Annotated in this window: 24 protein-coding genes and 1 pseudogene; 18 read left to right on the plus strand and 7 right to left on the minus strand. The window is 67.0% G+C overall.

Features of this window, described 5'->3' with window-relative positions:
- Positions 1–41: 41 nt before the first annotated feature.
- From VKZ87_RS17465 to VKZ87_RS17525, 13 genes and pseudogenes are all read left to right on the plus strand, one after another.
- Positions 42–461, plus strand: a complete 420-nt coding sequence (locus VKZ87_RS17465) for a rhodanese-like domain-containing protein (RefSeq protein WP_324222554.1) — start codon at positions 42–44, stop codon at positions 459–461.
- A complete protein-coding gene (locus VKZ87_RS17470) occupies positions 458–1,591 on the plus strand; it encodes a CaiB/BaiF CoA-transferase family protein (protein WP_324222555.1) in 1,134 nt (377 codons plus the stop codon). The genes VKZ87_RS17465 and VKZ87_RS17470 overlap by 4 nt, the downstream gene beginning before the upstream one ends.
- Positions 1,592–1,599: 8 nt before the next feature.
- A complete protein-coding gene (locus tag VKZ87_RS17475; protein ID WP_324222556.1) occupies positions 1,600–2,832 on the plus strand; it encodes a Zn-dependent hydrolase in 1,233 nt (410 codons plus the stop codon).
- 18 nt (positions 2,833–2,850) lie between these two features.
- Complete coding sequence (locus VKZ87_RS17480) at positions 2,851–3,633, plus strand: SDR family oxidoreductase (protein WP_324222557.1); 783 nt, start codon at positions 2,851–2,853, stop codon at positions 3,631–3,633.
- Positions 3,634–3,711: 78 nt separating this feature from the next.
- Positions 3,712–4,302, plus strand: a complete 591-nt coding sequence (locus tag VKZ87_RS17485) for a TetR/AcrR family transcriptional regulator (RefSeq protein ID WP_324222558.1) — start codon at positions 3,712–3,714, stop codon at positions 4,300–4,302.
- On the plus strand, positions 4,299–4,724 hold the full coding sequence (locus VKZ87_RS17490; RefSeq protein WP_324222559.1) for a PaaI family thioesterase: 426 nt from the start codon (positions 4,299–4,301) through the stop codon (positions 4,722–4,724). Before VKZ87_RS17485 ends, VKZ87_RS17490 begins: the two co-directional genes overlap by 4 nt.
- A 121-nt stretch (positions 4,725–4,845) precedes the next feature.
- Positions 4,846–6,393, plus strand: a complete 1,548-nt coding sequence (locus VKZ87_RS17495; RefSeq protein WP_324222560.1) for an acyl-CoA carboxylase subunit beta — start codon at positions 4,846–4,848, stop codon at positions 6,391–6,393.
- A complete protein-coding gene (locus VKZ87_RS17500) occupies positions 6,390–7,676 on the plus strand; it encodes a GTP cyclohydrolase II (protein WP_324222561.1) in 1,287 nt (428 codons plus the stop codon). The genes VKZ87_RS17495 and VKZ87_RS17500 overlap by 4 nt, the downstream gene beginning before the upstream one ends.
- A gap of 4 nt (positions 7,677–7,680) precedes the next feature.
- On the plus strand, positions 7,681–8,922 hold the full coding sequence (locus VKZ87_RS17505) for a URC4/urg3 family protein (RefSeq protein ID WP_324222562.1): 1,242 nt from the start codon (positions 7,681–7,683) through the stop codon (positions 8,920–8,922).
- 14 nt (positions 8,923–8,936) lie between these two features.
- On the plus strand, positions 8,937–9,575 hold the full coding sequence (upp, locus tag VKZ87_RS17510; RefSeq protein WP_324222563.1) for a uracil phosphoribosyltransferase: 639 nt from the start codon (positions 8,937–8,939) through the stop codon (positions 9,573–9,575).
- A 76-nt stretch (positions 9,576–9,651) separates the two neighbouring features.
- Complete coding sequence (locus tag VKZ87_RS17515) at positions 9,652–10,275, plus strand: FecR family protein (RefSeq protein ID WP_324222564.1); 624 nt, start codon at positions 9,652–9,654, stop codon at positions 10,273–10,275.
- Between the two features lie 371 nt (positions 10,276–10,646).
- Complete coding sequence (locus tag VKZ87_RS17520; protein WP_324222578.1) at positions 10,647–11,777, plus strand: type III PLP-dependent enzyme; 1,131 nt, start codon at positions 10,647–10,649, stop codon at positions 11,775–11,777.
- A 343-nt stretch (positions 11,778–12,120) separates the two neighbouring features.
- Positions 12,121–13,641: pseudogene (locus VKZ87_RS17525) on the plus strand (PAS domain-containing sensor histidine kinase); the annotation flags it as partial.
- A 30-nt stretch (positions 13,642–13,671) separates the two neighbouring features.
- On the opposite strand, the gene VKZ87_RS17530 reads toward VKZ87_RS17525, so the two are convergent.
- Both VKZ87_RS17530 and VKZ87_RS17535 read right to left on the minus strand, forming a co-directional pair.
- Positions 13,672–14,646: an NADPH:quinone oxidoreductase family protein gene (locus VKZ87_RS17530; protein WP_324222565.1), complete on the minus strand. Its 975-nt coding sequence runs from the start codon at positions 14,644–14,646 to the stop codon at positions 13,672–13,674.
- Positions 14,643–15,797, minus strand: coding sequence for an MFS transporter (locus VKZ87_RS17535; protein WP_324222566.1), 1,155 nt, complete (start codon positions 15,795–15,797; stop codon positions 14,643–14,645). Before VKZ87_RS17535 ends, VKZ87_RS17530 begins: the two co-directional genes overlap by 4 nt.
- Before the next feature lie 151 nt (positions 15,798–15,948).
- On the opposite strand from VKZ87_RS17535, the gene mtnA reads away from it, so the two are divergent.
- Positions 15,949–17,046, plus strand: coding sequence for an S-methyl-5-thioribose-1-phosphate isomerase (gene mtnA, locus VKZ87_RS17540; RefSeq protein WP_324222567.1), 1,098 nt, complete (start codon positions 15,949–15,951; stop codon positions 17,044–17,046).
- An 11-nt stretch (positions 17,047–17,057) separates the two neighbouring features.
- A complete protein-coding gene (locus tag VKZ87_RS17545; RefSeq protein ID WP_324222568.1) occupies positions 17,058–19,106 on the plus strand; it encodes a bifunctional aldolase/short-chain dehydrogenase in 2,049 nt (682 codons plus the stop codon).
- Here the strand turns inward: VKZ87_RS17545 and VKZ87_RS17550 are convergent.
- On the minus strand, positions 19,103–19,324 hold the full coding sequence (locus VKZ87_RS17550) for an acetyl-CoA carboxylase biotin carboxyl carrier protein subunit (protein WP_324222569.1): 222 nt from the start codon (positions 19,322–19,324) through the stop codon (positions 19,103–19,105). The genes VKZ87_RS17545 and VKZ87_RS17550 overlap by 4 nt on opposite strands.
- A gap of 82 nt (positions 19,325–19,406) precedes the next feature.
- Between VKZ87_RS17550 and VKZ87_RS17555 the strand changes: the two genes are divergently transcribed.
- The gene (locus VKZ87_RS17555) at positions 19,407–20,372 is read left to right on the plus strand and encodes an SPOR domain-containing protein (protein WP_324222570.1); all 966 of its coding nucleotides are present in this window, start codon (positions 19,407–19,409) and stop codon (positions 20,370–20,372) included.
- Between the two features lie 4 nt (positions 20,373–20,376).
- Here VKZ87_RS17555 and VKZ87_RS17560 read toward each other — a convergent pair whose 3' ends face one another.
- From VKZ87_RS17560 to VKZ87_RS17575, 4 genes are all read right to left on the minus strand, one after another.
- On the minus strand, positions 20,377–20,838 hold the full coding sequence (locus VKZ87_RS17560; RefSeq protein ID WP_324222571.1) for an isoprenylcysteine carboxylmethyltransferase family protein: 462 nt from the start codon (positions 20,836–20,838) through the stop codon (positions 20,377–20,379).
- A 10-nt stretch (positions 20,839–20,848) separates the two neighbouring features.
- The gene (gene typA / locus VKZ87_RS17565) at positions 20,849–22,672 is read right to left on the minus strand and encodes a translational GTPase TypA (RefSeq protein WP_324222572.1); all 1,824 of its coding nucleotides are present in this window, start codon (positions 22,670–22,672) and stop codon (positions 20,849–20,851) included.
- A 151-nt stretch (positions 22,673–22,823) separates the two neighbouring features.
- Positions 22,824–23,396: a PAS domain-containing protein gene (locus VKZ87_RS17570; protein ID WP_324222573.1), complete on the minus strand. Its 573-nt coding sequence runs from the start codon at positions 23,394–23,396 to the stop codon at positions 22,824–22,826.
- A 100-nt stretch (positions 23,397–23,496) separates the two neighbouring features.
- A complete protein-coding gene (locus VKZ87_RS17575; protein WP_324222574.1) occupies positions 23,497–23,775 on the minus strand; it encodes a SelT/SelW/SelH family protein in 279 nt (92 codons plus the stop codon).
- Positions 23,776–23,872: 97 nt separating this feature from the next.
- Here VKZ87_RS17575 and VKZ87_RS17580 point away from each other — a divergent pair, with 97 nt between their 5' ends.
- Complete coding sequence (locus VKZ87_RS17580) at positions 23,873–24,493, plus strand: TetR/AcrR family transcriptional regulator (RefSeq protein ID WP_324222575.1); 621 nt, start codon at positions 23,873–23,875, stop codon at positions 24,491–24,493.
- On the plus strand, positions 24,490–25,683 hold a 1,194-nt coding region (locus tag VKZ87_RS17585), incomplete at its 3' end, for an MATE family efflux transporter (RefSeq protein WP_324222576.1). The genes VKZ87_RS17580 and VKZ87_RS17585, both read left to right, overlap by 4 nt.

The raw sequence follows: 25,683 nt of genomic DNA on the forward strand, positions 1-25,683 counted from the left end.
CCTTTTGGACCTAATATCGTCGCAACCAGACGGAGGAGCCAATGCCCAAGGGCTATAAAGCCATGCTCGATGAAGCCATGGCGGAAATCGTGACACTGACCCCGGCCGAAGCGGCCAAGCATCTCGACAAGCCGGATACCGTCTTCGTCGATCTGCGTGACCCGCGGGAACTGGAGCGCGACGGCATGATCCCGAACGCCTTCCATGCCACGCGCGGCATGCTGGAATTCTGGATCGATCCGGAAAGCCCGTACCACAAGCCGGTCTTCGCCGAGGACAAGCAGTTCATCTTCTACTGTGCCGGCGGGCTGCGCTCGGCGCTGGCGACCAAGACCGCGAAGGATATGGGACTGAAGCGGCTGGCCCATATCGAGGGCGGGCTGGGCGAGTGGAAGAAGGCGGGCCTGCCGGTGACGGAATGGAAGCCGCGTCAGCCCAAGGCCGGGGGAGAGAAGAAGTGAGCGGCGGACCCCTTGCCGGACTGAAAGTCATCGAGATGCCGGCGATCGGCCCGGTGCCGTTCTGCGGCATGCTGCTGGCCGACCTGGGGGCCGATGTGCTGCGCATCGACCGTACCGGCGAGGTCGATCTCGGCCTGCCGGTGGAGCCGAAATACGAGCTGCTCGGCCGCGGCAAGCGTTCGCTGGCGCTGGATCTGAAGGATCCCAAGGCGATTGCGCTGGTGCTCGACCTGTTTGCGAAAGCCGATGTCGTGCTGGAAGGCTTCCGCCCCGGCGTGATGGAGCGGCTGGGCCTCGGGCCCGATGAGGCGCAGCAGCGCAATCCGAAACTGGTCTATGGCCGCATGACCGGCTGGGGCCAGGAAGGACCGCTGGCCAAGGCGGCCGGCCACGACATCAACTACATCGCCCTGACCGGCGCGCTGCATGCCATCGGCAATGCGGGCGGCAAGCCGGTGCCGCCGCTCAATCTGGTTGGCGATTTCGGCGGCGGCTCGCTCTATCTCGCCATGGGCGTTCTGGCAGCTCTCTATGAGCGGCAGCAGTCGGGCAAGGGGCAGGTGGTGGACGCCGCCATGGTGGATGGCGCGGCGTCCCTGATGACGCTGTTCTACGGCCTGAAAGGTGCCGGGATGTGGTCCGACCAGCGCGGCGCCAACATACTGGACAGCGGCGCGCCCTGGTACGACACATATGAATGCAAGGATGGCGGCTATGTCGCCATCGGCTCGATCGAAGGCAAGTTCTACGCCGAACTGATCGAAAAGCTGGGGCTCGATCCAAAGACGCTGCCGAAACAGCACGACCGTAAGCGCTGGCCGAGCCTGCGCGCGGCGATTGCGGCCACCTTCCGCACGAAGACGCGTGATGAATGGTGCGCCATCATGGAAGGCAGCGACATCTGCTTCGCGCCGGTGCTCTCGCTGGAGGAAGCGCCGCAGCACACGCATATGGCCGCTCGCCAGACCTTCGTCGCACCCGAGGGCGTGGTGCAGCCCGCCGCGGCGCCGCGCTTCTCGCGCACGCCCGCCGGCATCCGGCGCAAGCCGCCGGTCCGCGGCGAGGGCGGTGACGAGGCGCTGGCGGAATGGGGCATCACGGCCGCGACCCTGCAGCCGGCCGGCGAATAGGCGCGGACATGGTGCAGTCCAACCTGCGGATCGACGGCAACAGGCTGTGGCACAGCCTGATGGAGATGGCCAAGATCGGCGCCACGCCGAAGGGCGGCTGCGCCCGGTTGGCGCTCACCGATCTGGACCGCGAGGGCCGCGATCTCTTCGTGCGCTGGTGCCGCGAGGCGGGCTGCAGCATCAGCATCGACCGCATGGGCAACATTTTCGCCCGCCGGCCCGGTCGCAACAATGACCTGCCGCCGGTGGTGACCGGCAGCCATCTCGACACCCAGCCGACCGGCGGCAAGTTCGATGGCGTCTACGGCGTGCTGGCCGGACTGGAGGTCATCCGCAGTCTCAACGACATGAAGATCGAGACCGAGGCGCCGCTCGAGGTGGCGGTCTGGACCAACGAGGAAGGCTCGCGCTTTGCGCCGGCCATGGTGGCCTCCGGCGTCTTTGCCGGATTATTCACCGAGGAATACGGCCTCAGCCGTGCCGATCTGGATGGCAAGACCATCGGCGAGGAGCTGAAGCGCATCGGCTATGCCGGCGACCAGCCGGTTGGCGGCCGGCCGTTTCGCGCGTTCTTCGAGGCGCATATCGAGCAGGGACCAATCCTCGAGGCCGAGCGGAAGGCCATCGGCGTGGTGCAGGGCATCCAGGGGATCCGCTGGTTCGAGGTGACCGTTACCGGCAGCGAGAGCCATGCCGGCACGACGCCGATGAACCGCCGCAGGGATGCCATGCTGGGTGCGGCGCGGATCGTCGATGCCGTGAACCGCATCGCGCTGGATCATCCGCCCGGCGTCGGCACCGTCGGTCTGCTGCAGGTCTCGCCAAATTCGCGCAATACCATTCCCGGCTCGGTTTTCTTCAGTGTCGATCTCCGGCATCCCTCTGACGAGGGCCTGGGAAAGATGAAGGCCGCACTTGAGGCCGCGTGCGGTGAGATATGCAGCGCGCTGGGGCTGAGCCATGACTGCAGCGAGATCTGGCACTCGCCGGCCCTGCATTATGATCCCGACTGCATCGCGGCGGTGCGCAGGGCGGCGGAGGAATGCGGCTATGCGCACCTGGATATCGTCTCCGGCGCCGGACATGATGCCGGTCATATCTGCCGGGTGGCGCCGACGGCGATGATCTTCGTTCCCTGCGCCGACGGGATCAGCCACAACGAGGTGGAATCCGCAACGCCGGAAGATCTGGCGGCGGGCTGCAATGTACTGCTGCGCGCCATGCTGGATCGGGCCATGTAGCAATCGGGAGAGGAAAGAATGGATCTCGGCATCAAGGGACGCAATGCGCTGGTCTGCGCCGCCAGCAAAGGCCTCGGTTACGGCTCCGCGCTGGCGCTGGCGAAGGAAGGCGTCAACGTCACGATCACCGCGCGGGGCAGGGAGGCGCTGGAGGAAGCAGCAGCGAAGATCCGCGCCGCCGCGCCAGGCGTCACCGTGAAAACCGTGGCGGGCGACATCACGACGGAAGAGGGGCGGCAGCAGGCGCTGGCTGCCGCGGGCGAGATCGACATCCTTGTGAACAACGCCGGCGGTCCGCCGCCGGGCGATTTCCGCGACTGGGACCGCGATGCCTGGATCAAGGCGGTAGACGCCAACATGATCACGCCGATCCTCCTGACCAAGGCGGTGGTGGACGGCATGGCAGCGCGGAAATTCGGCCGCATTGTCAACATCACCTCCAGTTCGGTGAAGGCGCCGATCCCGCATCTCGGCCTGTCCAACGGCGCCCGGGCCGGCCTGACCGGTTTCATCAGCGGCGTGGCGCGGCAGGTGGCCAGGGATGGCGTCACGATCAACAACCTGCTGCCCGGCCGCTTCCTCACCGACCGTCTGAAGGGAACCATCGGCCACCAGAGCAAGAAATCCGGCGCCGAACTGGAAGCCGAGATCGAAAAGCAGGCCGCCACCATCCCGGCCCGCCGCTTTGGCACGGCGGAGGAGTTCGGCCAGGTCTGCGCCTTCCTTTGCTCGGTTCCGGCCGCATACCTGACGGCGCAGAACATCCTGCTGGACGGCGGCGCCTATCCGGGAACCTTCTGATTTCCGGAAAACAGGGAGGTGCAGGCCTCCCTGTTTCCTGGCGCTTGCTCTAACTAGACCAGTCTGTATAATCTTGGCATGGCTAATACCCTGCCGCGCTCCGCCCGCAAGCCGCAATCCACCAGGGAGCGCTTCGTCGACATGACGGCGCGGCTGATGTCGCGACGCGGCTATGCCGCCGTCGGTCTGAACGAGATCGTGGCGAAAAGCGGCGCGCCGAAGGGCTCGCTCTATCATCATTTCCCCGGCGGCAAGGAACAGCTGGCTGCCGAAGCGGTCGCCTGGTCGGCCGGACTGTTCACCGCCACGCTGGAGCAGGAGATCGGCCGCGCCCGTTCGATGGCCGAGGCCATCGGCAATGTTGCCGGGATCATCGCCGGCTGGATGGAGCGCTCCGGCTTCCGGGACGGCTCGCCGATCACCATCGTCGCCGTCGAGACCGGCGCCTTCGTCGAAAAGCTGCGGCTGGCCTGTTCGGCCGGCTACGAGGCCTGGACCGACCTGATTGTCCGGGAACTGCAGAAAGAGGGCCGGAAGCCGCAGGAGGCCGCCGATCTGGCGCTCTGGGCCGTCGCCTCGCTGGAAGGCGCGATCATTCTCTCGCGCACGAGCAAATCCGCCGAGCCGCTGCGGCGGATCGGACGCCTGCTGCAAAGGAGTCTGCAATGAGTGTCGCTGCCGTGCCGAAGGTCCGGCTCACCCGCGAGCAGCTGGAGAAGGTGATCGAGATCAGCCCCTTCACCAAATGGGTCGGAACAAGGGTCACTGCATTTTCGAACGGCCAGGTTGGCGTCGAGATCGATATCCGGCCTGAGATGGCACAGCACCACGGTTTCGCGCACGGTGCCCTGGTCGGCTACATGGCCGATACCGCCTGTGCCTGGGCCGCCGCGTCCGCGGTCGGCGACGTGGTGACGTCGGAGTACAAGCTCAATCTGCTGGCCCCGGCAGTAGGGGAGAAGCTGCGGGCGACCGGCAGCGTGGTAAAGGCCGGCGCGCGACAGGTAGTGACCCGCGCCGATGTCTATGCCGTCAGGGACGGGGTGGAGAAGATCGTCGCCACGGCCCTGGCGACGATCGCGCGGGTGTAATCCGGCTATACGCCCGGGACGGCCCCGGTTCTGACGCAGCGGTGGGCAATCCGGGCCATTGTCCGGGCCGCGCCGGCCGGTTAGACTCCATCGCTTTCCAGTGCCAAAGGGGCAGGCTTTTATGAGCTGGGAAGCTGAAATTGCCGAACTCCGGCGCCGCGAGGAACTCGCCCGCCGCATGGGCGGCCCTGACAAGGTCAAACGCCAGCATGACGGCGGCAAGCTGACGGTGCGCGAACGCATCGACCAGCTGCTCGATGCCGGCTCCTTCCACGAAATCGGTGCCATTGCCGGCCGGGCGAAATACGACGCCGAAGGCGAGCTGGTGGATTTCAGCCCGACGAATTTCGTCTTCGGCCGCGGCCGTATCGATGGCCGGCCGGTGGTGGTTGGCGGCGACGATTTCACCGTGCGCGGCGGCGCCGCCGATGCAGCGATCTGGCAGAAGCAGGTGCATGCCGAGCAGATGGCGCTCGAGCTGCGCATCCCGATGATCCGGCTGGTGGACGGCACGGGCGGCGGCGGGTCGGTGAAGTCGCTGGAAATGGAAGGCCGCACTTATGTGCCGCTGCTGCCCGGTTTCGAACATGCGGTGGCCAATCTCTCCACCGTACCGGTGATCTCCCTGGCGCTGGGCTCGGTTGCGGGCCTGGGTGCGGCGCGCACCGTCACCAGCCATTTCTCGGTGATGGTGGAGGGCATCTCGCAGATGTTCATCGCCGGACCGCCGGTGGTGGCGCGTACCGGCGTGGAGATGACCAAGGAGGAACTCGGCGGCACCGACATCCATATGCGCGCCGGCGCCGTGGATCTCGCCGTGGCGAGCGAGCAGGAGGCTTTCGCCGCCGCGCGGCGTTTCCTCTCCTATCTGCCGCAATCGGTCTATGAGCTGCCGCCGCGGACTGCGTCGCAGGACGATCCGAACCGGCGCGACGAACGGCTGATTTCCATCGTGCCGCGCGACCGCCGCCGCGTCTACAAGATGCGCGACATCGTCGAGGCCTGCGTCGACGAGGGCAGCTTCTTCGAGATGGGACGGCTCTACGGCCGTTCGGTCATAACCGGACTGGCGCGCCTGGACGGCTGGCCGGTCGCCATCCTCGCCAGCGACCCCTATCACTACGGCGGCGGCTGGACGGCCGATGCCAGCCACAAGATCACCCGCTTCGTCGATCTGGCCGAAACCTTCCATCTGCCGGTCGTCAACTTCGTCGACATTCCGGGCTTCCTGATCGGGCCGGAAGCCGAGCAGAGCGGTACCATCCGCCATGGCGCCCGCGCCATTGCCGCCGTTTATCAGGCGACGGTGCCGTGGTGCTCGATCATCATCCGCAAGGCCTTCGGCGTCGCCGGCGCCGCCCATTCCAATCACGCGCGACTGCGCTACCGTTATGCATGGCCGTCGGGCGACTGGGGCAGTCTGCCGCTGGAAGGCGGCATCGAGGCTGCCTATCGCGCCGAACTGGAGAAAGCCGATGATCCCGCCGCGTTGCTGAAGCAGATCGAGGACCGTCTCAACAGGGTGCGCTCGCCCTTTCGCACGGCCGAAGCTTTCCTCGTCGAGGAGATCATTGATCCGCGCGACACGCGGCCGCTGCTCTGTGAATTCGCCAATCTCGCTGCCCCGCTGCGTCAGGCGGGCCCTTCCAAGATCGGGTACAGACCATGAGTGATATCGACGTACCGACCCTTCCCAACGAGAAGAAGCCGCTTCCGAAGCCGATCATCCTGACGTCGCATCCGAGCAGGAGCGAGGGGGCGAAGCCTCTGCCCGTGCAGTGGGGAGCTGCAGACCCGCAGCAGCGCGGACCGGTGGTTGCCACGCTGAAGAATCCGGGTGGCAAGAACGCCATCGGCACCCATTCGGGTGCCTATTCGCTCTACCGCGCGCTGGCCATCGCTGCCGGGCAGCTGAATGCCGAGCACAGACCTGACCTCACCAACACGACGCCGGCCGAGCCGATCGGACCGTTCCCGCAGTGGAGCGATCCCGAAAAGATCGTGTCGCTGGATCCCTGGGGACATATGACCAGCGAGGTCTATGCCGGTCAGATCGCTGCCGGCTGGGATATCCGCCCGACCATCGCGGTGACCAAGGCGCATATCAACATGCCGGAACTGCAGGAGGCGGTGCGGGCCGGACGGCTGACGCCGGACGGCGACATCCTGGCGAAGAACGGCGACGTGAAGGTGACCAAGGTCGCCGTCGAGCCGGTCTGGTGGCTGCCGGGTGTCGCCAGGCGCTTCAACATCACGGAAACGGAACTGCGCCGCGGCCTGTTCGAGCAGACCGGCGGCATGTTCCCCGAACTGGTCACGCGCGGCGATCTCAAGGTCTTCCTGCCGCCGATCGGCGGCATGACCATCTACCTGTTCGGCGATGTTTCGAAGCTGGGCAGGTCCGAGACGAAGATTGCCTGCCGCGTCCATGACGAATGCAACGGCTCGGACGTGTTCGGCTCCGACATCTGCACCTGCCGGCCCTATCTGGCCCATGGCATCGAGGTCTGCATCGAGCAGGCCCAGCAGGGCGGCGTCGGCATCATCGTCTACAACCGCAAGGAAGGCCGGGCGCTCGGCGAGGTGACCAAGTTCCTCGTCTACAACGCGCGCAAGCGGCAGGAGGGCGGCGACCGGGCCGAGGCCTATTTCCAGCGCACGGAATGCGTCGCCGGCGTGCAGGATATGCGCTTCCAGGAACTGATGCCCGACGTGCTGCACTGGCTCGGCGTCTCGCGCATCGACCGGCTAGTCTCCATGAGCAACATGAAGTTCCAGCCCATCGTCGACAGCGGCATACAGGTGGTCGAGCGCGTGCCGATCCCCGACGAACTCATACCCGCCGATGCCAAGGTGGAGATGGACGCCAAGAAGGCCGCCGGTTATTACACCGAGAAGGTCCCTGATCCCGAGGAGCTGAAGAAGCCCAAGGGCCGCGGCCTCGAGGAGTAAAAGAGTGGGCAATCTGAACGAACCCGCGCAGGCCGTCGCCTGGCTGCGCACGCCTGAGGCGATCCGGGCGCGCTGCCATGAGCTGCTGCGCCTGGGCGAGCGCGACGCGCTGCCGAATTTCCACGTCCATTTCGACCGGCTGCCGGCGGCGGCGGATTACGTCGCGCAGGTGATCCGGGAGAATTATCCGACCCTGGAGATTCCCTATCATGCCCGCTGGCGGCATTTCACGGCCGGCGGTATCGACCGCTGGGGCCGGCTGGCGGCGGAGCTGAAGGGTCTGGATGCCGACGAGATCGCCCGCATCCGCTTCGATCTCTGCGTCGTCAGCGTCCTGCTCGACGCCGGCGCCGGCCCGGGCTGGAAATATGCCGAGGCCGAAACCGGCCAGACGGTGACCCGCTCCGAGGGTCTGGCGGTGGCCAGCCTGCATGCCTTCCGCGCCGGATTGTTCTCCGGCGACCGCGCCGGCAGGCCGCTGCGGGCCGACGCTGCCGGCCTCTGCCCGCTGCCGCCGAATGCGATCGAGAAGGCCTTCCAGGTAACGGCGGACAATCCGCTGGTCGGCGTCGAGGGCCGTGCCGCGCTGATGCGCAATCTCGGGACCGCGCTGAAGGCCCGGCCCGACCTGTTCGGCCCGGATGCCCGGATCGGCGGACTGTACGATTATCTCAAGGGGCAGCTCAGCGACGGGCGCCTGGCGGCGCGCAGCATCCTTGCGGCGCTGCTCGATGCCTTCAGCCCGATCTGGCCGTCGCGGATCACGCTGGACGGCGCCAATCTGGGCGATGTCTGGCGTCATCGCGGCATCGTCAGCGGCGACCTCACCTCGGGGCTGATCCCGTTCCACAAGCTGTCGCAGTGGCTGACCTACTCGCTCGTAGAGATTTTCGAGGATGCCGGCATCCCGGTGACCGGCATGGATGATCTCACTGGCCTGCCGGAATACCGCAATGGCGGCCTGTTCCTCGATCTCGGCGTGCTGTCGCTGCGCCACGAGGCGCTGGCGCAGTTCGCCCTGCCGGTCGAGGACGAGGCGGTGGTGGAATGGCGGGCGCTGACCCTTGCACTGCTCGACGTGATCGCCGATCCGGTGCGCGAGCGGCTGGGCCGCTCCAGGGCCGAGATGCCGCTGGCGCGCATCCTCGAAGGCGGCACCTGGGCGGCGGGCCGCAAGATCGCCCGCGAGAAGCGGCCCGATGGCGGGCCGCCGCTGCGGGTCGTCAGCGACGGCACGGTATTCTGAGTGGGGGATTTCCAATGACCGAGTTTCCGAATGTGCAGGTGGTGAACCACCCGCTGGTGCAGCACAAGCTGACCCTGCTGCGGCGCAAGGAGGTCTCGACGGCCGAATTTCGCAAGCTGGTGCGCGAGCTGGCGTTGCTGCTGGCCTACGAGGTCACCCGCGACCTGCCGCTGGAGAAGGTCGCCATCGAGACGCCGCTGGAGCCGATGCAGGCGCCGATCCTGTCGGGCAAGAAGCTCTGCTTCGTCTCCATCCTGCGCGCCGGCAACGGCATCCTCGACGGCATGCTCGATCTGGTTCCTTCGGCCCGCGTCGGCCATGTCGGCCTCTACCGTGACCCGGAGACCCTGGTGCCGGTGGAGTATTACCTGAAACTGCCCGAGGACGTGGCGCAGCGGCTGGTCATCGTGGTGGATCCGATGCTGGCAACCGGCCATTCGGCGGCGGCGGCCGTGACACGGCTGAAGGAGGCGGGCGCCACCCAGATCAAGTTCGTCTGCCTGCTCACCGTGCCCGAGGGCCTGCGCGTCATGCAGGAGAACCACCCGGACGTGACGATCTATACCTGCGCGGTTGATCGCCAGCTCGACGAGCATGGCTACATCCGGCCCGGCCTGGGCGATGCCGGCGACCGCATCTACGGCACCAAATAGTAGCTGCCGTCACAGCAATCCGGCCCGGATTGCGGCATGATGGCTCCAATTCCGAACAGCATTGTGGAGCCGTTTCATGGCTTTTGCCTTCCGTCGCGCTCTGCGCGTCTCACTCACTCTTGCCGCCGCGGCCGTCGCCGGTTTTGCCGCTGACAGCCGCGCGGCCTCCGATCTGCTGGCCGACTTCACGCCTGCCGCGCTGACCGCGGCGCCGAAGCAGGTGGGCGAGGAGAGCCGCAGCGGTAGGCCGGTGGCGCTCGGCAGCCGGATCACCAGCGGGCCGGGCTCGGGCGTCAAGTTCGTGCTCGAGGACCGCACCAGCGTCATCATCGGCCCGAACAGCGCCATCACCGTGGACGAGTTCGCCGCCGACCGCGTCGTGCTGCGGCTCGAGCGCGGCAGCTTCCATCTCGATTCGGCCAATCCGGGCACCATCTATGTCATCCTGCCTTCCGGCAGCGTCGCGGTGCGGACCGCCACCGTGGCCGGCCGGATCGGTCCCCAGGGTACGGAGATCGCGCTGCTCAGCGTCGGCCGTGCCGAGGTGACCGGCTTCGGCGGGCAGGTGGTCCGACTCGACAGCATCGGCGAGGCGACCCGGATCGTGGGCCTGGGGAATCCGAGCCAGCCGGTGACGCTGCCGCCGCAGCGGCTGCAGGATTTCACCGGGCTGACCGCCCAGCTGGCGCTGCTGCACTGACGCTTCGCCGGCGTCGGAATCACGGAAAAGCCGCATTTGATGCGGCTTTTCTTTTGCCCGCGGGAGCGGGCATTTTCCCGGTTGCGCGGCAAAAAAACGACAGCGGCGAAAAAATTGTACATGGGGGGCATTTCCCCTTGCATTGGGGGCAAGATGCTGTAAATACGCCCCCATTGACGCACCCGCACGTGCCGATGGCCCCTGGCAGGTTATGCAACGACGAACGCGTCTCTTTTGGTGGTACGGCCTGAACAGCCGTGCCGGTTCAGAGCCGGTCCGAGAGGGAGGTTTCGATGCTTGCAGCAGCCCATGGTGGCCGCACCCTGTCCCGTCTGCGACGCAACGCTTCCAAGCGTGTTGAGCTGGGGCAGATCACCCCGAAGATCCAGAAGTTCCTCGCCGAGGCCAAGGACCGCGAGCCGTTCCTGGTGGTCGACGTGGACGTGGTCGAGCATAACTACCGTGAGCTGCGGCGCCTGCTGCCGCTGGCCAGCGTGTTCTATGCCACCAAGGCCAATCCCGCTGTCGAGATCATCCAGCGGCTGGAGAAGCTCGGCTCGAATTTCGACGTGGCTTCGCCCGGCGAGATCGAGCTCTGCATGAACCAGGGTGTGACCGCGGACCGCATCTCCTATGGCTCGACCATCAAGAAGAAGGCCGACATCGCCTGGGCGTACGAGCGCGGCGTGCGCCTCTACGCCTTCGATTCCGATGCCGAGCTGGAGAAGCTGGCGACGGCCGCTCCGGGTTCGCGGGTTTTCTGCCGCGTCCTGATGGAGTGCGAAGGCGCCGAATGGCCGCTGTCGAAGAAGTTCGGCTGCTCGCCCCGCATGGCGGCTGACCTGCTGGTCAAGGCGCGCGATCTCGGCCTCGACCCGTACGGCATCTCGTTCCATGTCGGCTCGCAGCAGACCGACCTCAACCAGTGGGACAAGGCGGTTGCCCAGGTGGCGCAGATGTTCACGCTGCTCCACGAGGCCGATGTCGACCTGCGCATGGTCAATCTCGGCGGCGGCTTTCCGGCGCGGTATCGCTCGGATGTGCCGGCGCTGGAAGCCTATGCTGCGGCCATCAGCCAGGCGATGACTAAGCACTTCGGCAACCAGCTGCCGGAAATGATCATCGAGCCGGGCCGTGGCCTGGTGGGCGATGCCGGCGTGATCCAGGCCGAGGTGGTGCTGATCTCGAAGAAGGACTACGACGACGACCGACGCTGGGTCTATCTCGACATCGGCAAGTTCTCCGGCCTGGCCGAGACCATGGACGAGGCGATCAAGTACCGCATCGTCACGCCGCATGACGGCGGGCCGACCGGCCCGGTCTCCATCGCGGGTCCGACCTGCGACAGCGTCGACACGCTGTACGAGAAGGCGGATTACCAGATGCCGCTGGCGCTGCAGGTGGGCGACAAGATCCAGATCCTGTCCGCCGGTGCATATACGACGACCTATTCCTCGGTAGGCTTCAACGGCTTCCCGCCGCTGAAGAGCTACTGCATCTGATAGGTCGACGGGCACCGAGCGGGTTGCAAAGGGGCCGGCGACGCGAGTCGCCGGCCTCTTTATTTTGCAGTGCGCATACTACCTGTATGAAAGCCATGGCGGCATAGCCCAACCTGTATTGGCCTGCACCGACTGGCCAAAAGGCTGACAGGGCGGTTTTCGGTTGCAGCGGCGGGCGCCCTGTGTGACAAATTCCCCGCCCGTAATGCGCGTAGAACTACAAAAAACGGGTTGAGGCCGGGAGGGCCGCGCTTATCCGTGTGCGTTGCATTCCAAATGGCGTCAGCAGTCGTGACGAGGGGGAAGCTTTGACCAAGCCGCGCGCTAACTGCCGGTCCTGCCGATGACGACGGGCGCTGACAGCTTCGGTTCGGCTCCTGCGGCCTCGACCGCCGACCAGGATCTGCTGCTCGGCGCGCTGGACATTATCGGCGAGGGCCTCGCGGTCTGGGATTCCGGCCCCAATCTGGTGCATTACAACCGCCGCCTGCCGGAGCTTTTCGGCCTCACGGCATTCGATCTCAAGGACGGCATCTCGGCCAAGGATTTTCTGCGCCTGCTGATCGACCAGGGGCTGCTCACGATCCGCGCCGAGGAAGCCGCGGCCTGGATCGATGCCTATATCGATGCTTCCACCAAGGCCGACCGCAAGCAGGAAGTCAGGCTGACCGACGGCACCTGGCTGAACTTCGACTGGCGGCGGATGCCGAATGGCGGCTACGTCTCGGTCTTCACCGACATCACGCTGCGCAAGCGGGCGCAGATCCGCCTGCGCCAAGCCGAGGCCAAGTACCGCCAGATCTTCGACAACGTCCACGAGGGCATCATCCAGGAGACGCCGGAGGGCCGCGTGCTGGCGGTGAATCGCGCCGGCGCCGCCATTTTCGGTTTCCACTCGCCGGAGGAGATGCTGGCCACCGTCACCCGGTCCGGCGAGCAGCTCTACGTGCATCCGGAACGCCGCAACGAACTGCTCAAGCAGCTCGAGCGCCATGGCCTGGTGCGCGACTTCCGCTCCGAGATGCGCCGCCGCGACGGCACCCGGATCTGGGTATCCAAGACCCTGCGGCGGGTGACCGACGATCGCGGCAATGCGGTGATGATCGAGGGCATGTTCCGCGATGTCAGCGTGCAGCGGCGCGCGGAGCAGCAGCTGATGCTGGCCAAGGACCAGGCGGAAGCCGCCAACCGCGCCAAGTCGGATTTCCTCGCCAACATGAGCCACGAGCTGCGGACGCCGCTCAACGCCATCCTCGGCTTCAGCCAGGTGCTGCTCGACGAGATGATGGGGCCGCTCGGCAACGAGAAGTATCGCGAATACACCCGCGACATCGTGCAGAGCGGCGAACATCTGCTGGCGCTCATCAATGACATCCTCGACATGGCCAAGGTCGAGTCCGGCATGATGAACCTGGACGAGGAATGGATCGACCTGAACGACAGCATGGATGCCGCGCTGCTGCTGGTGCGCGAGCGGGCGATGGCCAACCGGATCGCGATCCGCAAGGGGATCGTGGCGCCCGCGCCCTCGCTCTGGGGCGACGCAAGGCGTCTGCGCCAGGTATGGATCAACCTGTTGAGCAACGCGGTGAAGTTCACGCCCGAGGGCGGCAGCGTGGAGATCCGCGCGGAATTCGTGGCCGATGGCCGCCTCGAGATCGTCGTTGCCGATACCGGCATCGGGATCGCCGACGAGGATATCGAGCGCGTGCAGCAGCCGTTCAGCCAGGTGGCGAATGCCCTGTCGCGCAGTCACGAAGGCACCGGTCTCGGGCTGCCGCTGTCGCGCAGCCTGCTCGACCTTCATGGTGCCCAGCTGCATATCGACAGCCAGCTCGGCGTCGGCACGACGGTGACGGTGACCTTCCCGCCTGAGCGCTGCCGGCCCGGGCCGCTAACCGGTCTCCAGGACCAGTTTGCCGACCGCCCTGCGCCCGGCCAGCAGCCGCAGGGCATCGGCAGCACGTTCCAGCCGGTGGATCCCGCCGATCTGCGGCCGCCCGGCGCCATCGCCGCCGACTAGCCAGTCCCGCAGGGCCGCGTCGCACTGCTGCGCAGCCGCAGGATTGCGGCGTGCCTGTTCGCCGGCCCGCACGCCGATCAGCTCGGCCTCGCGCAGCAGCAGCCGGTTTGCCGGAACGCGCGGAAAGCCACCGCCGGCAAAGCCGACCACCAGCCAGCGTCCGCCCGGTGCCAGCGCCTTCCAGGCCGCGCCGAAGAGAGGCTCGCCGACCGGATCGAATACGACATCGGCCTGCAGATTGCCCGTCCAGTCCGGTGTCGCGGGGTCGATGCAGAGGGCCGCGCCGGCCCGGGCGGCGGCCGCGCGCTTCTCGGGCGACGAGGCGACGGCGATGACCCTGGCACCGACCCGGGTGCCGAGGCTGACGGCACCCAGTCCGGTGCCGCCGCCGGCGCCGAGCACCAGCAGGGTTTCGCCGGCCGCCAGCCGCCCGCGCGACACCAGCGCCGTCCAGGCGGTGGCTGCCGCCACCGGAAACGCCGCCGCTTCCGCATAGGACCAGCCAGCGGGTTTGGGCAACAGCCATTCCGCCCGGGCGACGGCCTCCTCGGCATAGGCGCCGCCGCGCAGACGCAGGATCACCGCGTCGCCGGCCTTCCAGCCGGCGACCCCGGGGCCGGTTTCCAGAATGTCTCCGGCCGCCTCGAAACCCGGCACGAAGGGCAGGGGAGGCTTGTGCTGGTACTGGCCGGAGACCTGCAGCAGGTCGGGGTAATTGACGCCGGCGGCGCGGATTCTCACGCGCACCTCGCCATCGCCGAGCGGCGGGCGCGGCAGTTCGGCCAGCGCCAGCGTCTCGGGCGGCCCGAGTTCGCGGCAATGCATGGCGCGATAGCTGCTGGTCATCGCATGCTCCGGATACAGCGCCAGCCAAAGCCGAGCGTCAGCAGCAGCGTCAGGCCGCCGACCACGTAGGGTGTGGCCACGCCGATTTCCTCGAACAGCAGGCCGCCCCACAGCGGTCCAAGCACGCGTCCCAGAGCCGCCAGCGACTGGTTGGTTCCCATGGTGAGGCCCTGCTGGCCGGGATCGGCGCTGCGCGAGATCAGACTGTTGATGCTGGGATTGACCAGCGCGAAGCCGCCCGCCGTCAGCAGAATCTGCACGGCCAGTGGCGGCAGGCTGAAGATCCAGCCCGCCGCGGCCGTTCCGGTCGCCAGGGCGATGAGGCCCGCGGTCAGCAGCCGGGCCTCGCCGAACCGCCGGCTCAGCGGGCCGATCAGGCCGCCCTGCGTGACGAGGACGATGATGCCGATGAAGGTGAAGGCGATTCCCACCTCATAGGCATGCCAGCCGAGCCGGGCCGATGCGAACAGCGGAAACAGGGTTTCGATCTGCGCGAAGACGAAGTTGATCGCGAAATTGATCAGGATGAAGGCCAGCGCCATGCGGTTCAGCGCCGGCAGCGCCTTGAGCGGGTTGCGCGATACCGGGATGGCAATGCCCGGCGTCAGCGTCTCGCGCACCGTCAGGACGGCCAGCAGCAGCGCGAGACAGGAGGCCGCGGCGGCGGCGAAGGCTGGATACTGGTAGTTCGGACTGGACGGATCGGGACCGACGAGCAGTCCGCCCAGCATCGGGCCGAGGATCATGCCGATGCCGAAGGCGGCGCCGATCAGTCCCATGCCGCGCGCCCGGCGTTCCGGCGGCGTGGCATCGGCGATGATCGCCTGCGCGATGCCGATCTTTCCGCTGCCGACGCCGGCGACGATGCGGGCGAGAAAGATCGCCAGCAGGCTGTCGGCGAGCGCCAGCCAGACATAGCCGATGGCGGTCAGCACCGTGCAGGCCAGGAAAACCGGCTTGCGGCCCCAGCGATCCGAAAGGCCGCCGACCAGCGGCGCCGACAGGAACTGGGCAACCGAGAAAACCGCGGCAAGCGCCGCCACGGTGAAGGCTGAGGCGCCGAAATGAATGGCATAGAAGGGCAGCAGCGGAAGGATCAGGCCGAAGCCGATCAGATCCACCACAACGGTGAGAAAAATGGCCGCCACCATGGCTCAGGCCGATCCTGCGAACGATGCGTGACAAGCCGCAATTGCCGGCCCCCCGGCATTGCCCGCATGGCCGGTCTCCGCTACCTTCCGCGCGGCTTTTGCCAGCGCATTTCCTGGGGCATTTCCCGGACCGTATGAGGATGGGCAGGACATGAAGGTCAAGGGCGTACCGTACCGCACGATCTGGGTCAACGACGACGGCTGGTCAGTCGGAATCATCGACCAGACGAAGCTGCCGCATGCTTTTGAGACCACGACGCTGAAGACCTGGGAAGAGGCGGCGCATGCGATCAAGGCCATGATCGTGCGCGGCGCGCCGCTGATCGGGGCCACCGGCGCCTATGGTCTGGCGCTGGCGATGCGCGCCGATCCCTCGGATGCCATGCTGGAGAAGGCCTATCACGTCATCAACGAAACGCGCCCAACCGCGATCAACCTGAAATGGGCGCTGGATCGCGTGCGCAACGCATTGCATAACCGGCCGGCCGCCGAGCGCGCCGCCATCGCCTACCGGATCGCCGCCGAAATCTGTGACGATGACGTCGCGACCTGCTCGGCCATCGGCGATCACGGCCTGAAGCTGATCGAAGACGCTTACGAGAAGACCGGGCGCAAGCGCACCATCAACGTGCTCACCCACTGCAATGCCGGCTGGCTCGCCTGCGTCGACTGGGGCACGGCGATTGCGCCGATCTACAAGGCGCATGACAAGGGTATTCCGGTGCATGTCTGGGTGGACGAGACGCGGCCGCGCAACCAGGGCGCCTCGCTTACCGCCTGGGAGCTCAACAGCCACGGCGTGCCGCATACCGTGATCGTCGACAATGCCGGCGGCCATCTCATGCAGCATGGCCAGGTGGATCTCTGCATCGTCGGCACCGATCGCACGACGCGCGAGGGCGACGTCTGCAACAAGATCGGCACCTATCTGAAGGCGCTGGCGGCGCATGACAACAACGTGCCCTTCTATGTGGCGCTGCCGCATTCCACCATCGACTGGACGATCCGCGACGGCGTGAAGGAAATTCCCATCGAGGAACGCGCCCAGGAAGAGATCACCGTGATGAGCGGCCGCACCGCCTCGGGCGAGGTGGTTCCGGTCACCATCACGCCGGAGGGCAGCAGGGCCGCCAATTACGGTTTCGACGTGACGCCGGCGCGCCTCGTCACCGGGCTGGTCACCGAACGCGGCGTCTGCGCCGCTTCGGAAGCCGGTCTTACCAAGCTTTATCCCGAATTCGCCAGGTAGGAATTGCCGCAATGAAGAATCTCTGGTCCGACCGCGACGCCAAGGCGGCAGTCGCCCATTACGCGAAGCAGGGTATCAACGAGGATCTGGCGCTGCGCACCTACACCACGCGGCTGCTCGGCGGTGTTCCGGCACTGGTGCAGCATGGCGGCGGCAATACCTCGGTCAAGACCGTCATGAAGGACCTGCTCGGCAAGCCGGTGGACGTGCTCTGCGTGAAAGGCTCCGGCTGGGACATGGCGGTGATCGAGCCGCCGGGGCTGCCGGCGGTGCGCCTGCATCCGCTGCAGGAGCTGATTGCGCTGAAGAATCTCTCGGACGAGGAGATGGTCAACGTCCAGCGCATCAACCTGCTGGACTCCTCGTCGCCCAATCCGTCGGTCGAGACGCTGTTCCACGCCTTCCTGCCGCACAAGTTCATCGACCACACCCATGCCAATGCGGTGCTGGCGATCAGCAACCAGCCGAACGGCCGCGCCATCTGCGAGAAGCTCTATGGCCGCAAGCTGATCATCCTCGACTACATGTTCTCGGGCTTCGTGCTGGCGAAGAAGGCGGCGGAAGCCTTCAGGAAGCAGCCGGACGCCGAGGGCCTGCTGCTGCTCAAGCACGGCATCTTCACCTGGGGCGATACCGCCAGACAGGCCTATGACCGGATGATCCGGTACGTCTCCATGGCGGAGGAACGGCTTGCCGAAGGGCGGAAGAAGATCGTGCAGGCGAAGCTGCCGAAGAAGATCGCGCCGCTGGAAGACGTGCTGCCGGTTCTGCGCGGCCTGCTGGCTGTTCCGACCGACCAGGATGGCGGTTTCAGGCGCTGGGTCTTCGATGTCCGCGGCGGCGAGCAGAATCTTGCCTTCGCCAACGGCAAGGACGTCGCGCGCTACAGCCAGCAGGGCACGGCGACGCCCGAGCATGTCATCCGCATCAAGCCATGGCCGCTGATCCTGCCGGCACCGGAGGCGGGGAAGCTGGAAGAGTTCGCCGCAGCGGCCAGGGTTGCCATTGCCAAATTCGCCGACAAGTACACGGCTTATTTCAACCGCCAGAATGCGAAGGCCGAGCAGAAGAAAATCATGCTCGACGTGCTGCCGCGCGTGCTGCTGATCCCGGGCCACGGTCTCGTGGCTGTCGGCAAATCGCGCAAGGAAGCCAGCGTCGCCGCCGACCAGGCCGAGACGATGGTGGAGGTGATCACCAGGGCCGAGAGTATCGGCCGCTTCGAGAGCATCTCCGAACGCGACATGTTCGACATCGAATACTGGTCGTTGGAGCAGGCCAAGCTGGGCAAAGGCGCCGAGAAGCCGCTGGCGCGCCAGGTGGCGGTGATCACCGGCGGGGCGGGGGCGATCGGCGCGGCGACCGCAAAGGCTTTCGCGGCCGAGGGCGCGGAAGTCGCCGTGTTCGATCTCGACGGCGCCAGGGCGGCCGAGGTGGCGAAGAAGCTCGGCGGCATCGGCATCGCCTGCGACGTCACCAGCCCGGACGCCGTGAAGGCGGCGTTCGCGAAGGTCGTGCAGCATTTCGGCGGCGTCGACATCGTCGTCTCCAATGCCGGCAACGCCTGGGGCGGCAGGATCGGCGAGGTCTCCGACGAATTGCTGCGCAGATCGTTCGAACTGAACTTCTTCAGCCACCAGTATGTGGCGCAGACTGCCGTGCAGATCATGCTGAAGCAGAAGACCGGCGGCTGCCTGCTGTTCAACGCCTCCAAGCAGGCGGTGAATCCCGGCCCGGATTTCGGCCCCTATGGCCTGCCCAAGGCGGCGACGCTGTTCCTGTCGCGGCAATACGCGCTGGATTACGGCGCGGAGGGCATCCGCTCGTCGGCGGTGAACGCCGACCGCATCCGCTCGGGCCTGCTCACCGACGAGATGGTCGCCAAGCGCTCGAAGGCGCGCGGCGTCTCCGAGAAGGAATACATGTCGGGCAACCTGCTGAAGCGCGAGGTGAAGGCCGAGGACGTGGCCCAGGCCTTCGTGCAGCTCGCCGTGGCGCAGAAGACCACCGCCGCTGTGGCGACGGTGGACGGCGGCAATATCGCCGCGGCCTTGCGCTAGACCTCCAGCCGCGCCAGAACCTGGCCTTCCTTGACGCTGTCGCCCTCGGCGACGGTGAGGGCGGCCAGCCGGCCGGCCTTCGGGGCCTCGACCGGAATCTCCATCTTCATCGATTCAAGGATCATCACCACGTCGCCGGTGCCGAGCGCCGCCCCCGCCTGGCTCTCGATCTTCCAGACCTTCCCGGTCACGTCCGCCTTGATGTCGATGATGGGCATGGCTCTCCTCGTTGCTGTTAACTCTCTTAATAGCTTGGACCCGGTCCACCGTCTGCCTAAAATAGGCGCCCGAGGAAAAGCAATGTCCTGCCGTTACGGAAGCCTGTCTGTCCTGCTGTTCGCCCTGGCCGCGCTGCCGGGCTGCGCCGCGCTGCTCAACGGCACGACGCAGGACATCATCGTCCAGACCAGCCCGCCGGGCGCGCAATGCACGATGATGCGCGAGAACGCGGTGATCGCCACCATCCCGCAGACGCCGGCCAGGGTGCGCGTCAACCGCTCGCCAGCCGAGATCCTGGTGGAATGCCATCGCGATGGTCATGCCATGGGGCGTCACCGCATGAAGGCGAGCAACGACGGCACCACCCTGGGCAATGTCGTCGGCGCCGGCCTGATGGGCATGGGGATCGATTCGGCGACCCATGCCGACCAGAGCTATGACGGCGTGATCTCGGTTCCGCTGGCGCCGGCCGCGGCGGCGGCCGGCGGGGAGCGGCAGATGGCGGCGGCAGAGACGCTGCCGGCGGGCGACGTGTCGCAGGCCAGCTGGGTGGGGCAGCGCGCCGCCTCCGCCCGCGCCAGCAGGCAGATCCCTACCGCGCCGGTCGGCTATGTCGCGCCGGTTCCGGAGAAGAAGCCGGACGAGCCGAAAGAGGCGAAGCCGGTGAAGGCCGCCGAGGCAAAGCCGGCTGAGACGCCGGCGGCCGCTGTCGCCACGCCCGCCACGAAGCCGCAGCCGGAAGCGCCGGCCAAGCCCCCCGCGATTGCGGCGATGAAAGCCGTGCCCGCGTCGGGCAGCGGCCTGTGGCATGCCCATCTCGCCTCGCACCGCACGGAGGGCGCGGCGATCAGCGAATGGCAGGAGCTGCTGAAAAAGGACCCGAAGCTCTACGGCCAGTTCGATCCGAAGATCGAATGGGTGGATGTGAAGAATCGCGGCTCGTTTGCGCGCCTGCTGCTGGGCGGCTGGCCCGAGCGCAGGGAAGCCGATGCGGCCTGCGCGAAGATCCGCGGCCCGGGACGCTACTGCGCGGCGGTGAAGGACTGAGCGGTCAGATCCAGCGCCGCACGGCGGCGCGGTAGGCGGGGTATTCCTCGCCGAACAATGCCGCGAGCGCGCGTTCTTCCGGGCCGATCTGGAAGCGGTTCATGTAGAGCACGAAGACCACCGGGCCGATCAGCGTCCAGGGATTGCCGAGCCACGCGGCCCAGCCGAGCAGCACCAGCAGGAAGCCGAGATACATCGGGTTGCGCGTGTAGCGGTAGATGCCGCCGGTGACCAGCGCCGAGGCGCGTTCCGGCGCCAGCGGATTGACCGTGGTGCCGGCGCGGCCGAATGCGATCTTTCCGGCGACACTGCAGGCGATGCCCGCCAGCCCCAGCAGGGCGGCAAGGCCATGGCGGATTGCGTCCGGCACCGCCGCTGCCGGCCACTCGCGGGCGATGGCCCACATTCCGCCGGCGACCAGCAGAACCTGCAGCAGCGGCGGGACCTTCAGCTCCAGCCAGCGCATGGCAGAGGGATCAGGCGGCGGCTTCGGCCGCCCGCTGCGCCTTCTTGCGGTCGTTCGGATCGAGCAGCTTCTTGCGCAGGCGGATGCTCTTCGGCGTCACCTCGACCAGCTCGTCGTCGCCGATATAGGCGATCGCCTGTTCCAGCGTCATCTTGCGGGGCGGGGTGAGGCGGATCGCCTCGTCCTTGCCGGCGGCGCGGATGTTGGTCAGCTGCTTGGCCTTCATCGGGTTGACGTCGAGGTCGTTGTCGCGGCTGTGCTCGCCGATGATCATGCCCTCATAGACCGGCGTGCCGGGATCGACGAACAGGATGCCGCGTTCCTCGATCATGTTGAGCGCGTAGGCCACGGTCTCGCCGGTGCCGTTGGCGATCAGCACGCCGTTGCGGCGGCCGGGGATCGGGCCGCGATGCGGGCCATAGGAGTGGAACAGCTTGTTCATGATGCCGGTACCGCGGGTATCGGTGAGGAACTCGCCATGATAGCCGATCAGGCCGCGCGAGGGCGCCAGGAAGGTGATGCGGGTCTTGCCGCCGCCCGACGGGCGCATGTCGCGCAGCTCGGCCTTGCGCAGCGACATCTTTTCGACCACCACGCCGGTATAGGCGTCGTCGACATCGACATGCACTTCCTCGATCGGCTCGAGCAGGTTGCCGTTCTCGTCCTTCTGGAACAGCACGCGCGGACGCGAGATCGAGAGTTCGAAGCCCTCGCGGCGCATGGTCTCGACCAGCACGCCGAGCTGCAGTTCGCCGCGGCCGGCCACCTGGAAGGCGTCTTTCTCCTCGGTCTCCTGCACGCGGATCGCGACGTTGCCCTCGGCCTCGCGCAGCAGGCGCTCGCGGATCACGCGGCTCTGCACCTTGCTGCCTTCCTTGCCGGCAAAGGGCGAGTTGTTGACCGAGAAGGTCATGGCCAGCGTCGGCGGGTCGATCGGATTGGCCGGCACCGGATCGCTGACCGAGAGGTCGCAGATCGTGTCGGCCACGGTGGTGACGGTGAGGCCCGCGATGGCGACGATGTCGCCGGCCTCGGCTTCCTCGATCGGCGTGCGCTCGATGCCGCGGAAGGCCAGCAGCTTGGTGACGCGGCCCTGCTCGATCTCGGTGCCGTCGCGGCGCAGGGCGTGGATCGGCGAATTCACCTTCAGCACGCCGGAATGCACGCGGCCGGTCAGGATGCGGCCGAGATAGGGATCGGCTTCCAGCGTGGTGACCAGCATGCGGAAGGGCGCGTCGCGCTCGGCCTTCGGCGCCGGCACATGATTGACGATAAGGTCGAACAGCGGCGCGAGATCCTTGCGCTCGCCATCCAGCGTCGGCGTCGCCCAGCCCGAGCGGCCCGATGCGAACATGACCGGGAAGTCGAGCTGCTCATCGGTGGCGTCGAGGTTGGCGAAGAGGTCGAAGACTTCCTCATGCACTTCGTCCGGCCGCGCATCCTGGCGGTCGATCTTGTTGATCACCACGATCGGGCGCATGCCCAAGCCCAGCGCCTTGCCGAGCACGAACTTGGTCTGCGGCAGCGGACCTTCGGCGGCGTCCACCAGCAGCACCACGCCGTCCACCATGGAGAGGATGCGTTCCACCTCGCCGCCGAAATCGGCGTGTCCGGGGGTATCGACGATGTTGACCCGGGTACCATGCCACTCGACCGAGGTGCATTTTGCCAGGATGGTGATGCCGCGCTCGCGCTCGAGGTCGTTGGAGTCCATCACGCGTTCCGCAACCTGCTGGTTCTCGCGGAAGGCGCCGGACTGGCGGAGCAGGGCGTCGACCAGGGTGGTCTTGCCATGGTCGACGTGAGCGATGATGGCGATGTTGCGGATCTGCATGGCGGTACACACGAAGGGCCCGGTCGTCTTCTGGGGACAGGCGGCCAGGCGCAATTCCTTAAGGGTTTGCTTGGGTGGGCGGTATATACGGCGGGTTGAGGGTCGTTACAAGAAAAGATTGCTGCGCCGCAATGAAGTTTTTGGATACCCCTCAGGGGCCGGAAATGACCCGGATTTCCGGGGCGACGCTCTGCCAGTCGCCCGTCCAGGCGCCGATATCCTCCCGCCGCTGCCAGAACTGGCAGACGAACAGCATCGCCGTTCTGCCCTCCGGCCCCCCGAGCAGCGGCATCAGCAGCCGGTAGGTGAGGCCGTTCACGAAGTTGCCTTCGTCGTGATAGAGGCTCGCGGAATAGACCGGCAGGCCATGCTCCAGCGTCGTCCGGTTGAGCAGCCGGACATAGTCGTAATAGGTGGCGGGCAGGGCTTCGTCGACATGGCGGCCGGTCAGCTCGCGGCCGGCATGGGCGACCACGCCGGTGCCGACGAGGCGGAAGCGGTATCGCTCGTCCGGCGGCGTGCCGATCCGCTCGATCAGGAGGATATTCGGCAGCAGGGCGGGGAAGTCGAGCGGATCGATGGCCGAGCGCGGCGGAATGCCGTACACGCGCCGACGCGCAAACCAGTATTCCGCGAGAGTCCGCAGTCTCGCATCGGGGATCGACGCGACCCCGTCCCGGCCGATATCGAGACTGATCCGCGGCGCGCTGGCAAATCGCTTCATGCGTCATTCAACGCATGTCAGTCGCTTCGGGGCAATGCATTGCGCGGCCGGATAGCCGATTTTGCCTGTAATTCAGCCAGTTGCTGTAACCCCGCCGGACCTAGCGGTCGACATGGCCAAGATCGCGGGCCGGGTCGATGCGGTCGCGCACCAGCTGCTTCAGCGTCTTCACGTCCGGAAAACCGCCATCGCGCTTGCGGTCCCACACCAGTTCCCTGTCGCAGTGGATCAGGAAGATGCCGCCGGTGCCGGGCCGGAGCGCCACTTCCTCCAGATCCTCCGTGAAGGTGGAGAGCAGTTCCTGCGCCATCCAGGCGGCGCGCAGCAGCCACTGGCACTGGGTGCAGTAGGTGATGGTGATGCGGGGTCTGGCGCTCATGGTTCGACTCCGGGGAGGAGGGAGAACACAGGGTAGCAGGCCGACCGCCGCGAAGAAATATGATGACGATCATAATATTTCATGCTCTGATGCGGCCATGAGCACAGCCGCAGCCAGAGCCCCGGCCCGCCAGCCGCGCAGCGAGGTCACCCGCCGCGCCATCCTCGATGCCGCCGCCCGCGCCATCCGCGTGCATGGCCCCACCGGCGTCAGCGTGGTCGAGGTGATGCGCGAGGCCGGGCTGACCCATGGCGGCTTCTACGCCCATTTCGAATCCAAGGACGCGCTGGTGGCGGCGGCGATCCGGCACATGTTCGCCGGCGGGCGTGACCGCTTCATCGACCGTATCGGCGACAGGACCGGTCCCGAGGCGCTGAAGACCTGGATCCAGTCCTATGTCTCGCGCGCCCATCGCGACAATCCGGGCGGCGGCTGCGCGCTGGCCACCCTGGTCTCCGACATGCCGCGGCTGGATGGCGCGGCGCGCGAGGCCTTCGACGAGGGGCTGCGCGCCATCGCCCTGCGTTTAGCCGGGCATCTGCCGGCCGGCGCGGGCCATCCCGAGCAGCTTGCGCTCTCGATCCTGTCGGAAATGGCCGGCGCGGTGGCGCTGTCGCGCGCCGTCGGCGACCGCGCCCTGTCCGACCGCATCCTGAAACAGTCGCGCGACGCGCTCTGCGCCCGCATCGACGCCATCGCCGTGCAGGCGGCGTCGTGAGCGAGCAGTCGGCGCTGATCAAATCTGCTGCGGCGCCCCGTGCCGCACCACGATCTGCCATTGGGCGCGAGCAGATGCTGACGGCGCCGATCCTGCCGCTGCTGCTGCGGCTCACCGCGCCGACCACGGTTGCCATGCTGGCGACGGCATTGGCGGCGATCGCCGAAACGGCCTATGTGGGCCTGCTCGGCGTCGAGCCGCTGGCCGCCATGGCGCTGGCCTTTCCCATGGTGATGCTGATGCAGATGATGTCGGCCGGCGCCATGGGCGGCGGCGTCTCCTCGGCGATCAGCCGCGCGCTCGGCGCCGACGATGCCGGCCGTGCCCATGCGCTGGCGCTGCATGCCATCGCCATCGCGCTGGGCCTCAGTCTGGTCTTCACTGTCTTCTTCCTGCTGCTCGGCCCGGCGATCTACCGGCTGCTCGGCGGCCGTGCCGGCGCGCTCGACCAGGCGGTGCTGTATTCCAATACCGTGTTCGGCGGTGCCGCGGCGATCTGGCTGTTCAACACGCTGGCCTCGGTGCTGCGAGGCACTGGCAACATGATGGTGCCCTCGGTCACCGGCATCAGTGTGGCGGCTTTGCAGATCGTCATCGGCGGGGTGCTCGCGCTCGGCTTCGGCCCGCTGCCGCGCTTCGGCATCATCGGCGTCGCGCTGGGGCAGGTGGTCGCCTTCGGTCTGGGCGCGGCGCATCTGTGGTGGTTCCTGCAATCGGGCAGGGCGCGGCTCAGGCTGCGGCTGCTCTCGTTCCGCAGCCGGCGCGACATGTTCCTCGACATCCTCAAGGTCGGCGCGATCGCCTGCCTGTCGCCGCTGCAATCGGTGCTGACCGTGCTGATCTTCACCGGCCTCGTCGCCCGCTTCGGCACCACGGCGCTGGCCGGCTACGGCATCGGCGCGCGGCTGGAATTCCTGCTGGTGCCGGTCGCCTTCTCGATTGGCGTCGCCAGCGTGCCGATGGTGGGCATGGCCATCGGCGCGGGGCTGGTGGCGCGGGCGCGGAAGGTAGCCTGGACGGCGGGCGCCGCCGCCGCCGTGGCGCTGGGTAGCATCGGGCTGGTCGTGGTCGTGGCGCCGGATCTGTGGACCACCCTGTTCACCCGCGAGGAAGCCGTGGTGCAAGCCGCGCGAGCCTATCTCACCGCCGCCGGGCCGGGCTTCGCCTTTTTCGGTCTCGGCCTCTGTCTC

Source organism: Ferrovibrio sp. (assembly GCF_035304305.1).
Classification (GTDB): domain Bacteria; phylum Pseudomonadota; class Alphaproteobacteria; order Ferrovibrionales; family Ferrovibrionaceae; genus Ferrovibrio.